14 protein-coding genes are annotated in these 11,087 nt (G+C 50.4%); 4 read left to right on the top strand and 10 right to left on the bottom strand.

What is annotated here, in order from left to right; all coding sequences use genetic code 11:
* The 4 genes from ACN0YR_RS24890 to ACN0YR_RS24875 form a co-directional block, all read left to right on the top strand.
* Nucleotides 1-238, top strand: a 238-nt coding sequence (locus tag ACN0YR_RS24890; protein ID WP_417851920.1) for a hypothetical protein, incomplete at its 5' end; no start/stop codon positions are given.
* 347 nt (nt 239-585) lie between these two features.
* On the top strand, nt 586-1,155 hold the full coding sequence (locus ACN0YR_RS24885) for an REP-associated tyrosine transposase (protein WP_417851919.1): 570 nt from the start codon (nt 586-588) through the stop codon (nt 1,153-1,155).
* A complete protein-coding gene (locus ACN0YR_RS24880; RefSeq protein ID WP_417851918.1) occupies nt 1,155-1,277 on the top strand; it encodes a hypothetical protein in 123 nt (40 codons plus the stop codon). The genes ACN0YR_RS24885 and ACN0YR_RS24880 overlap by 1 nt, the downstream gene beginning before the upstream one ends.
* A 231-nt stretch (nt 1,278-1,508) precedes the next feature.
* Nucleotides 1,509-1,991, top strand: coding sequence for a hypothetical protein (locus ACN0YR_RS24875; RefSeq protein ID WP_417851917.1), 483 nt, complete (start codon nt 1,509-1,511; stop codon nt 1,989-1,991).
* Nucleotides 1,992-2,138: 147 nt separating this feature from the next.
* On the opposite strand, the gene dxs is transcribed toward ACN0YR_RS24875, so the two are convergent.
* From dxs to ACN0YR_RS24825, 10 genes are all read right to left on the bottom strand, one after another.
* Nucleotides 2,139-4,058, bottom strand: a complete 1,920-nt coding sequence (gene dxs / locus ACN0YR_RS24870) for a 1-deoxy-D-xylulose-5-phosphate synthase (protein ID WP_417851916.1) — start codon at nt 4,056-4,058, stop codon at nt 2,139-2,141.
* Complete coding sequence (locus tag ACN0YR_RS24865) at nt 4,058-4,951, bottom strand: polyprenyl synthetase family protein (protein WP_417851915.1); 894 nt, start codon at nt 4,949-4,951, stop codon at nt 4,058-4,060. The genes dxs and ACN0YR_RS24865 overlap by 1 nt, the downstream gene beginning before the upstream one ends.
* Nucleotides 4,952-5,088: 137 nt before the next feature.
* Nucleotides 5,089-5,691: a methyltransferase domain-containing protein gene (locus tag ACN0YR_RS24860; RefSeq protein WP_417851914.1), complete on the bottom strand. Its 603-nt coding sequence runs from the start codon at nt 5,689-5,691 to the stop codon at nt 5,089-5,091.
* An 83-nt stretch (nt 5,692-5,774) separates the two neighbouring features.
* The gene (locus ACN0YR_RS24855) at nt 5,775-6,005 is read right to left on the bottom strand and encodes a hypothetical protein (protein WP_417851913.1); all 231 of its coding nucleotides are present in this window, start codon (nt 6,003-6,005) and stop codon (nt 5,775-5,777) included.
* Nucleotides 5,998-6,363, bottom strand: coding sequence for a hypothetical protein (locus ACN0YR_RS24850; protein WP_417851912.1), 366 nt, complete (start codon nt 6,361-6,363; stop codon nt 5,998-6,000). The genes ACN0YR_RS24855 and ACN0YR_RS24850 overlap by 8 nt, the downstream gene beginning before the upstream one ends.
* A gap of 73 nt (nt 6,364-6,436) precedes the next feature.
* On the bottom strand, nt 6,437-7,828 hold the full coding sequence (locus ACN0YR_RS24845) for a DUF1501 domain-containing protein (RefSeq protein WP_417851911.1): 1,392 nt from the start codon (nt 7,826-7,828) through the stop codon (nt 6,437-6,439).
* 145 nt (nt 7,829-7,973) lie between these two features.
* A complete protein-coding gene (locus tag ACN0YR_RS24840) occupies nt 7,974-8,588 on the bottom strand; it encodes a DNA-3-methyladenine glycosylase family protein (protein ID WP_417851910.1) in 615 nt (204 codons plus the stop codon).
* Entirely contained in the window at nt 8,588-9,526 is a 939-nt protein-coding gene (locus tag ACN0YR_RS24835; protein WP_417851909.1) for an alpha/beta hydrolase, read from the bottom strand. Before ACN0YR_RS24835 ends, ACN0YR_RS24840 begins: the two co-directional genes overlap by 1 nt.
* On the bottom strand, nt 9,523-10,176 hold the full coding sequence (locus ACN0YR_RS24830) for an HAD family hydrolase (RefSeq protein WP_417851908.1): 654 nt from the start codon (nt 10,174-10,176) through the stop codon (nt 9,523-9,525). The genes ACN0YR_RS24835 and ACN0YR_RS24830 overlap by 4 nt, the downstream gene beginning before the upstream one ends.
* A gap of 99 nt (nt 10,177-10,275) precedes the next feature.
* On the bottom strand, nt 10,276-10,974 hold the full coding sequence (locus ACN0YR_RS24825; RefSeq protein WP_417851907.1) for a 3-keto-disaccharide hydrolase: 699 nt from the start codon (nt 10,972-10,974) through the stop codon (nt 10,276-10,278).
* Nucleotides 10,975-11,087: the final 113 nt, after the last annotated feature.

Raw genomic sequence — 11,087 nt, 5'->3', positions numbered from 1 at the left:
TTGCACTCCCTCACAAAAACGCGGAGTTTACAATACCACCCACAATGCGCAAAAAGCGTGCCGAACAATATTGGGGCTCCCCTGCCGCGGACTGGGGGCAACCGGATTGAACCCTTTCCAGAATTCGAAAATCAAAACGCAGATTGTCCCCAGCCACTCGTCCACCCCGCTCTCACCTACCTTGCTCAAGACAGTCTCCTTTGTGTATTTTGGCTTCCGAGTTGCCTTCTGGTTGTAATGCTACAAGAAAACGACTTAATAATGAACTAGGAGAAGAAGTACTAAAAGACGTGATACACCATATATCGTTTGAATCAACTTTTACGTATTTGTTACAAGTTGAGTGTAATTCTCCTTCTTCAACTTCTATCACCGCCAACACCTCGTCGCGTCCTGGAGTGATTGTTGTTTCTAAAACTTTAATCCTAATATACATCCCCATACCTCTCGATTAACTTCTCCAGGCGGGGTGGCCTGATTGAAGGAATAGTTCTGTAGGGCAGGGCTCCCCTGCCGCGGACGATTAGAGATTTTCTGTCTTGGTTTCACTGTCAACTGGTCGCTGCAAATCATTACGATTCTTCGATGCCCAATTATCGTCGTGCCTATATTCCTGGTGGAACTTTTTTCTTCACGGTCGTGACCTATGGACGTCGACCAATCTTTCGACATCAAGCCGCAACAAAAATTCTCGGTGATGCTTTTCGAGAATGCAAGCAAAAATATCCTTTTGAGATCAACGCAATCGTGGTACTCCCGGACCATCTGCATTGTCTCTGGACTTTACCTCGTGGAGATCATGATTTCTCGAAACGTTGGAGCATCATCAAAAGAAATTTCACCTCTAATTTTCTAAAAACTGGAGGCAAAGAGGCTGCAATTTCTGATGCCCAAACAAAAGAAGGTCGTAAGGGAATTTGGCAGCCTCGCTTCTGGGAACATGCAATCGAAGATATCGAAGACTACGAAGCCCATTTTGACTACATACACTTCAATCCAGTGAAACATGGATACGCCCGCTGTCCAAAGGATTGGCAGGTGTCAAGTTTTCATCGCTGGGTGAACGCTGGCGTCTATCCCGAAAATTGGGCATGCGGTCATTCAGAGTTACTCGATTTTGATGGCATTGAAGATCATGCTGGGGAGCCATTTTAATGAAATCCAAGAGCATCTATGAGAGGCGGCAGGGAAGCCCTGCCCTACCCGACTGGGCATGCAACTACACAGAGTTACTCGATTTCGGTGACATTAAAGATCATGCTGGAGAGCCAGTTTAATGAAACCCAAGAGCATCAATGAGAGGCGGCAAGGAAGCCTTGTCCTGCCTCTTCTGGTCTCGACAAGGGTGGTAAGGGTCAGTTAGCGAAACGAATGGCCCTGACAGTTAACGTTGGACGATGCGAATCATTGAGTCGTTCACTAACATTGACATCCAACCGAAGACATTGGATGAATTCCAACATGCCTGAGCCACGCACACGAACTGGTACTGTAGAAAGATCTTGTTGATGATCATTGCTTGCAGGGTGCTCTTGCTGATCGCGTTTTCCGTCTTTTGGGGCGGGCTGACGTTTTACACCGGGATCGTGGTCCGCATCGCCCATGATGTGCTGACCGACTCGATGGTCGGCGGCTTGATCACTCAGCGCGTGACTCACTGGTTACAGATCGCTGGAGGAGTCACTGCTGCCCTGATGCTCTGGAATACAGCGTTGGTAATGAAGGTCTCTCGCAAATACGGCTTTCCACTTGTCGCATGCAGTTTGGTGCTCGCCTTTTCGATCCTTGGTCTGGTCGTCGTGCATGGACATCTGGACGCTGTCATTGACTTGGATGCCGTAGAGATTACTGACCGTGATGCGTTCACGATTAGTCACCGCCGATACAACCAACTGACAACGATTGAATGGATTTCATCGTTGACATATCTGATGGTGACGCTCGCTGCGTGGCGACACGTTGATGCACGTCCTCCGGTGCAACAGACGTGATCGCTGCACTGGAAGGCGTTCACCTAGAGCAGTTTGCTCTACCGTGTGCCCGTGAAGAACGCATTTCTCCAGGAAAAATGCTGTTCGCCACGAGGCAGATCCTGCAAACCAATTCGAAAGATGCTCTAAATTTAACCAGAAAGAAAGTCAGGCGACGATGGAATCTGTATTCCTGCTGCCATGCTTGGAATGCATCTGGTGAGCAGCTGCCATCAGACCGGCAACATCCAGACCGAGATCAGCAAGCAGTTCGCTGCGTTCTCCGTGCTCGATGAACTCATCCGGAATCCCGAGTCGCTTGATGTTTGAAGTGTTCAAACCTGCATCGTTCGCAGCTTCAAGAACGGTACTGCCAAAGCCGCCACAAAGTGTGTTCTCTTCGACAGTGATGACAAAATTCGTTTCCTGAATTGCTTTGAAGATCACCTCAGTATCAAGTGGTCTGAGGAACCTCGCGTTCACCACCCCGATATCGAGACCATCTTTCGCCAAGCGATCCGCTGCTGCGACACAGGCTGGGAAGAGTGCTCCGAAGGCGACGAAGGTTCCGTCTTCCCCCCAGCGAAGCACTTCAGACTTTCCGTACTCGATCGGTGCGAATGTCCGCTTGACCGTTTCAGCTCCCGTTTTGGGATAACGAATCGAGGCAGGACCGTTGTGCTCCATCGTGAAGTCGAGCATCGGTGCAATGTCGAGAGAATCCCCGGGCGCCATGACAGAAATATTTGGAAAGACTCGCATGTACGAGACATCGAACACACCGTGGTGAGTTGGACCATCGGGACCGCACAACCCTGCTCGATCGAGACAGAATGTGACAGGTAAATTCTGGAGTGCAACTTCCTGGAAAATGTGATCAAAACTTCGTTGCAGGAAGGTACTGTAAATATCGACAACCGGTCGCATTCCCGCTTTGGCCATTCCACCGGCAAAGGCGACGGCATGTCCTTCACAAATCCCGGTATCGAAGAAACGGTCGGGGTAGTCTTCTCGAATCTGATCGAGCTTATTCCCCTGACACATTGCTGCTGTCAGAACGCAAACCCGCTTGTCCTTCTCCATCATCGTGTGCAGCGAATCGCTGACGAGATCCGTGTAAGCTGCCGTTGAACCTTTCTTCTGAAAGACGACGCCAACTTCACTATCCCGACAGAACGGTGCAGGCGTATGGAATTTCACTGGGTTCTCGGATGCCGGTTTGAAACCGTGTCCTTTCTCAGTGAACACATGCAGCAGAACCGGACCTTTGACCTCTTTCACCATCTCCATCGCTTTGCGAAGTGCACGAAGATCGTGACCATCGACAGGTCCGACGTAGCGGAAGCCCATCTCTTCGAAGAGCATCCCGCCGTGGAGGAAACTCTTGACTGCGTCTTTGAATTGTCCCACCTTTTCGGCAGCTGACTCACCGATCATCGGAACTTTATTCAGCAGCCAGGAAACATCTTTCTTGAGCCCATTATAAAACGGAGCAACCCGTGCCTTGTCGAGATAATTCGCCAGCCCCCCTACACGAGGACAAATTCCCATTTCGTTATCGTTCAAGATGACAAGCAAGTCTTTGTTGAGCTCAGCAGCATTGTTGAATGCTTCAAAGACCACACCTGACGGAAGCGCTCCATCACCGAGGACCGCAACCGCTTTCCGATTATCTTCAGGAGTGAGCAGATCGTCGCCTGCTTTCAGTCCCAAAACTGTCGACACGCTCGCTCCGGCATGCCCGGTCATGAAGAGATCGTATTCACTCTCTTCGGGGTTCGGGTATCCCATCAACCCGCCCTTGCGACGGATCGTGTTGAACTGAGGATAGCGACCGGTGATCAACTTATGCGGATAGATCTGATGACCGGTATCCCAGATCAGTCGGTCTTTCGAGAAATCAAACGTCAGATGCAGCGCCAGACAAAGTTCAACAACTCCCAGATTACTCGCAAAGTGCGCAGGGCGATCCGAGACAATCTCGCACAAGGCTTCCCGGATCTCGGCAGCGAGTTGAGTCAGTTGATCTTCCGAAAGACTCTCGAGTTCTTTCGGAGAGCCGATCATCGGCAGAAGTTGATATTCCATTAATGGTCTCGCTCTATCGTGTATTTCGCCAAGGCTGCGAGATAATTTCCACGATCTCCGAAACCGGAGATCGCGTCGCAGGCTTGATCGATGATTAAATTCGCTTTCTTGCGACTTTCTTCCAGCCCCAACAGAGCGGGATAAGTCGCTTTTCCGTGGTCGGCGTCCTTCTGGACACCTTTCCCCATTTTCCGGGAATCTCCGACCACATCCAAGAGATCATCCGCAATTTGGAACGCTAATCCAACCGATTCGCCATAAATCTTAAGATTATTCAGGGTTTCAACGTCTGCACCAGCGATTCTTCCCCCCATGATGAGCGGAGCCGTCAAAAGTCGCCCAGTTTTTCGACGATGAATCGACTCCAAATGCTCTAACGAGATGTCTTCAATTTCCTCTCCCTCAAGATCCGCCTGTTGCCCTCCGACCATCCCTTCCACACCGGCTGCCGAGGCAAGATCCGCGACACAGGCAATTGCAACCTGAGGATCGGTGATTCCTTTGGCGAGTGTTTCAAAGGCGAGGGTCAGCAAGCCGTCGCCTGCCAGAATCGCGGTCGACTCACCGAATTGGATGTGGTTCGTCGGTCGTCCACGTCGCAGATCGTCATCGTCCATGGCTGGCAGGTCGTCATGAATCAACGAATAGCAATGAATCATTTCCAATGCAGAAGCAGCTGGGAGTGCTGCTTTAATATCGCCACCACACGCTTCGCACGCCATTAACGCCAGACAAGGCCGCACCCGCTTCCCCGGTGCGAGGAGGCTGTAACGAATCGCTTCCTGAAGTTTCTGCGGGCACTGTTTTGAAAGTTCCGTGTCGAACTTGAGTCGCTCCTCAATGAGGAGCCGCAAACTTGCAAGGTACGTTGAAAGTTCGGGACCAGCATCCATGTTGATTCGCGTTCGAAGGTGAAAGGTGAAATGAGGGTGGAAGGGATTTGAACCGACTGGATGAGCTGCCGTCAATCGTTTCGGACCCGAATTTCAGTAATGTCGAAACCGAGATCCCATTTTGGTGAAACGATAAATCATTTCCGTTTCATCCAGACGGACCACCCTAGCGGCCCCTGCATTCCTCCGGCATCTTCAAAGTGAAATGCTCGCAGATGATTGATCTCAAACAGATCAGAAAATTCTTTTCGCACAGATTCTTCAGGAACACGGGGCGGTCCCCCTTGTTCATTTTCGTTCGGATTCCCACACAAACAAAGCATCTGTGAACCTGGCTGAGTCACCGTTCGCAGCGTGTTCATGTAGCCCTTAAGATCGACTCGGCGGCAGCAATGATAACAGCCACGGTCAAAGACCAGATCAAACGATTCGAGTCCTTGCCCAAAGTTATGAACGTCAGCTTCGATCCAATCAACAACGACTCCTGCGTCTTCAGCTTTCAGCTTTGCCATTTCCAAAGCCTGAGGGACACAATCAACCGCGGTCACTTGCCAGCCAAGTTTCGCCAGCGCGACAGCATTCGTCCCGGTCCCACATCCCAGCTCAATCGCTAGTCCGGGAGAGACAGCGTATTGATTCAAGACGTTGAGAAGTTCCCGTGATGGTAAATTCGAATCCCATGGAGTGTTCGCAGTCGCGTACTTCTCATCCCAGTCACGGTCGGTTTTTGCGTTGGTCATTTTTCTGTTCGCTTAAAGAGAGCATGAGTTGTGTTGACTCTTCGGAAATCTCATAAGCAGGTTCGCATCGCATACTCGCAGCATCAAATTCTGCCGGAGACTTTTGAAGAGACCTCTCTCCAGGTTCGGCAAATCACAATCGTACTGACAAGCAAATAGACTCCCAGTGAAAGAGATTTTGTCACACTCAACAGTTCTTGAACTGGCACAAGGATGACCTGAAGATCTTCCGGAAACATGATCGCCCAAACCACAACTGCGATGAGTGCAGACTGAAACCGCCGATTCGAAACACAATTCCAGAACTTATTCATGAGCTTCTCCTTCAGACACCCCACCGAGGCCAGACCTTTCCGATGTCTCACCAGAAGTCGACGCGGTCTGAGTCGCTGGCGTCTTTGACCCCGAAGCAAATGGGACCAAAACACCTGCAAGAACGAGCAAAAATCCAATTTTCATCATAATCGGCGTGGTGAGCGCCGCAGTCGGGACGAGACTTGAGTACATCACTCCCGCAACTGCAGTCACCAGACCGAGCCCAATCAAACGTAGTGAGTTCGACCTGGATGTTAACGTTACGAGCGTCAGAAGAAGCAGGTAGCCCACTGTAATAAAAATCAGGGCAACGATGCTCTCTTCTTCGATGCGAAAGGGCTGAAAACTTTGGTACATCTTGATTCCAGTTCGTCAGGCAAAAAATATTGAAGCCGCACCACTATTCTTCAAATATAACAAGCACCACTCCTCACCCCAGCGGAATTGGAGCCGCGAACAAAGCGTCTGTCACCTCTTTGGGGGCGCCGGTTTCCAAACGGACTTGGGGACCGTCCATTAGTGTGTTGAGGATCGTAGAAACGAGATTGGAAATCTCTACTGGTTCAGAAAGTGGCTTGGCTGCGTCTCGAGTTGATTGACCGAAGACTTGGCCTTTCGGCATTCCCGCACCAGCCAGCATCAGCGGAGAAAGTGCTCCCCAGTGACCGCGACCACCGAGAGAGTTGAGCTTGGGAGTTCGTCCCATTTCTCCGCAGCAGACCAGCAGAACTTTCTCTGACAGCCCTCGTTCCTGGAGATCTTCAAGAAATGTGGAGATCGCATGATCGAACGGCAGCCCCATGTATCTCATTCCTTCTTCGACGCCTGCGTTGTTCGCATCGGCGTGCATGTCCCACACAAAGTTTGTTGTGACAGTCACAAACCCACAGCCCCGTTCACAAAGCCGGCGAGCCAATAACATCAACTTGCCAAGGCTCTTTGCGTTGTCTGCGTACCGTTCGTGGTTGTTCCATTTCTTGTTGATGTCTTCAGTTCGAACAAGCGGAGCAGTGTCATAGCGGCGAACGGTTGCAGGGTCTTCTTCGCTGAGGTCGAACGCACTTGCAACTCCTCCGAGTACAGTGCTGAACGCCTGCTCCTTTATCGAGTTCAATCCTTCCCAGCTTCCGTCCTGCTCCATGCGACGTTGCATGCGATCCAGTTCGCTCAACAATACGCGACGATGATCCAATCGCGTCATGGGAATGTTGAGCTTCATGTCAGCCTGTAAATTTCCTCCACCACTTGGATTGAATGGAGCATACCCTGCCCCTAACGCTCCTGTTGCCTGAACGTCTCCAAGTTTTTTGAACGCGGGCATCGTTGAATCATCAACGGAACGCGGAAACAGACTCACGTTGGTTGGCATTCCGGAATCGGATCGATTCTGGCCAGCGATCCGGGCATACAACGCACCCAGATTCGCGTTAGATGTTTCTGCACTCACGATTGGCTTGACGTCATGGTTTCCACGACCGGTGCGGAAGGAACGAACAATTGTCATCTGGTCAGCCAGGCTGGCTAACCGAGGAAACGTTCCTCCGAAAGTAACACCCGGAACTTTTGTGCTCACTTCTCCTGTTGCGCTCGAAATCCCAATCGGAGCCCCCATCTTCGGATCGAATGTTTCGATCTGACTTGGACCACCATGCATGAAGACGAAGACAACCGTTTTGTCGGTGAGCAGAGACGGCATTGACGCTGCCTGGAGAGATCGCTGAAACGCAAGCGGCAACCCCAACCCGCCCAAGGCCAAACTTCCAGCCCGCAAAAACTCTCGTCGTCCGGTGCGCCGATTCGTGTCAACAAAACTGAGCATCATCGTTCCCGAATTGAGTGTTAGAGCATTTCCAATGCTTGTCCTGCCCGCGAAAGTCGCCTTTGCAACATCATAGACTGACCGCCACGAGGCAGAACGTAAAGAGCAGTACTGGTGCCACTTCCAACAAGTCGCATTCGCCGTCTATTCAGTCGAGTGTTCGCCACAAATACCAGCTGGCAATTGTAGCATACGGACGCCAAGGTCGCGAAATCTCGAGGCATTCTACTTTATTTGGCAACTCCGAAAGCCCATACAGATTACGTATTGCGACTTGTATTCCCAAATCTCCCCACGGCATGACATCAGGACGCCCGAGTGAGAACATGAGAAACATCTGTGCCGTCCATTCGCCAATCCCTTTGACATCGGTCAGCAACTCAATCACTTCTGTGTCGCTTTTGTAATGCAGGGAACGAAGATTTAAGCGCTTATCGAGAACATGGTCTGTCAAATCTTGAACGTAGCGAACTTTCTGAGACGACAGCCCAGCACCACGCAGGTCCGATTCAGTCAGTCTTGAGACAGCTTCCGGATTGAGTGTTTTAGAATGAACGGCAGCTTCAAGCTTAATGAAGACCGACTTCGCAGCCGCAGTAGAGATTTGCTGACTGACAATTGCCCGGAGTAAGTTTCGATATCGATTTGTTTGACGATCAAGAGTGCATGGTCCGACTTCATGAATCACTTTTGTGAGGACCTCATCGGAACCGGTCAAATGTCGATGCGCATCAGCCAACAGTTGCGGATCAAGCAGAGGCATCAATCCGCTCCGAGGGACGCAGTCTGAATCGAATCAAGAAACTCACGCTTTGCCTTTTTCACATCGTCCAACGCCACATGATAGATATCGTTATGCCCCGCATCTGGAAGCTCGACGAAACGTTTCTGAATTCCGTTTGCGGAGACCTCTGGAGCCACTGCAAAGAGTCGCTCACCAAGCTGGAGTGGAACAATGTTATCCTGTCTTCCGTGGAGCATGAGCAGAGGACAGGTAATGTTGGGGATACGATTGATTGACGGATACCTGTCAACAAGCAACAGATTAACCGGCAGCCACGGAAAACGGTGCTGTGCAGCATCCACGAGAGAAGTAAACGTTGCCTGAAGAACGAGCCCTGCTGGAGCCTGATTTTCCTGACAAAGTTCCCAGACCAGGCGAATCGCAACTCCACCACCTAACGATTGACCAAAGACGATAATCTGATCGTTTGAGAACCCAAGTTCGTTCGTGGCGAAAGCCCAAACCTTTCGGCAATCGGTCGCGATCGCTTCCTCAGAAGGAGCGCCATGGCTCCCACCGTAGCCGCGATAATCGACAATCAGAGCAGCACAACCAAGGTCATTCACTAGCTCCAGGATTCGTACACGATTAAGTCGGTTGCCACCATTTCCAGGAAAGATCAGTGCCAGCTTGGGAGATGCTGACGTCTTGTCGGCATCGGGCAAACAGTACCACCCGTATAGGTACAGGCCGTTATCAACTGAAAGAACAACTTCACGAATTCGCTCCTCAGGATAACCAGATTCCGCAAGCAAAACCGGTGCAGCTCGCGGAACATAAATCAACTTGCGCTGAAGAAACGCCAGCATCAAACAAAACCCCAGGTAAGTGATTCCTGCCAACAGGACCAGCCTGATCAGTTGACGCTTCAACGTCATTTTTTCCGGTGTCTGATCAGCTGGTGACGACTTGTTCATCCCAGTAACTCATGAATCACGGGATCATCGAGACTCTTGGCGATTGCTTTCGCAGAACTGAAATCATGATGCGCGCTGATTTCGTGGGGCACAGAAATAATATGCGCTCCAGCAGCGGCTGCGGATTTTGTTCCATTTTCGCTGTCCTCCAGAACCAGCATTTCGCTTGGTGAAATCTCCAACTGAGCAGCCGCTGTCAGATAAATTTCAGGATGTGGCTTCCCATGCGTCACATCTTCAGCTGTCAACGTTTTGGGAAACCGGTGCAATAAATCGAATCGTCCCAGAATGTCCGTCAAATATTTTCGATGAGATGACGTCGCGACCATTTTGGGAAGCTGCCGCTGTTCCAGAACATCTAACAGGTTCAGCAATCCCGGCATGGGAGCAAGAATGTCGTCGAGGAGTGAATCAAAAATCTCTTCGGATTCCGTTTGTAGTTCTGCAATCGACTCGGTCAATTCCATCTGATCGATCATTACCTGAAACGCTTCTTCAGCGCGTCGCCCCATCATGGAATGAAAGAGAATCGGAGTCGGAACTTTTCCACGTCGCCGCAGCAACTCCGTTCCTGATCGATTGAAGACTTCTTCCGTATTAAACATCAAGCCGTCCATATCAAAGACGACTGCTCGAATGACTGGTTTCATTTCTCCTGTGACTTTCTATGACAGAGCGGGAAGCACTTTCCCGAGACGAAATCGGCCCGCACCTGAAGAGTTGACTGCAACGGGACGTAACGAGGTCGCTCATTCTTTCTTTTTCGCTTCCGCTTTCAGTTTCGTCATTTTCAAGTTTTTGATCGCTCCTTTTGTTTGAAAGGAGGCCAGGCCGAGCGGTTTGGAAAGCTCCATTTCGATCCGGATAGAGATGCGGTTTTCCGTGTGGTCAATCTTCGCGATACGAGTCTCATCGATCCAGGCCTGAATGAATTTCTCGTCAACTCGCAATCGAATTTTGTACCACTTTTCGTTGTCGAAAGAGTAGTAGTCAGTCGATTCATTTTCAGAGGCATCAAAATCATTGATGTTGGAAAGTCCAATCAGACTCCCCCCCCAACCTCCCAGGATGAGACTGCACAGCTTCTCCTTCACTGGAAACGTCAAAGCACAAAAGAAGTCGTTCCCGTCGACTCGCTGAGCGTCGAATGAAATTTCATAATTCACCTTCGGCAGTTCTTTCCCGACCCAGTGAACTCCTGTGATTGGATCGCCTGGCTCAAGAATCAGCTGACCATCCTTCACAAGCACTGTCCCCTCTCCGCCAAAATCGGTGACCTTCCAGTTCTTCAAAGACTTGCCATCAAAGAGCTCGATGACTTCTCCTTTGGGAGCATCAACCGGTTTCTCCTTCTTCTCTTCTGCATGAAGAGAAGAGACCAGGAAAACAGCAACCGCAAAACAGAACGGCACCGACGAAGTTTTCAAAAGACGAACAGGAATAAGCATTCGCTAATCTCCGAATCTGGAGTTGAAGTTATCTAACACTAGAGCATCTTCAGGTTTGGTTTGCAGTGTAGCCGCAGGAGTGAATGTAATTCAAACATTCTTGGGGACTGAAC

Origin of the sequence: Thalassoglobus sp. (genome assembly GCF_048270125.1) — a bacterium.
In the GTDB taxonomy this organism is placed as follows: domain Bacteria; phylum Planctomycetota; class Planctomycetia; order Planctomycetales; family Planctomycetaceae; genus Thalassoglobus.
The sequence above is the reverse complement of the archived record's forward strand: the minus strand, read 5'-3'. Positions and strand labels throughout refer to the sequence as shown.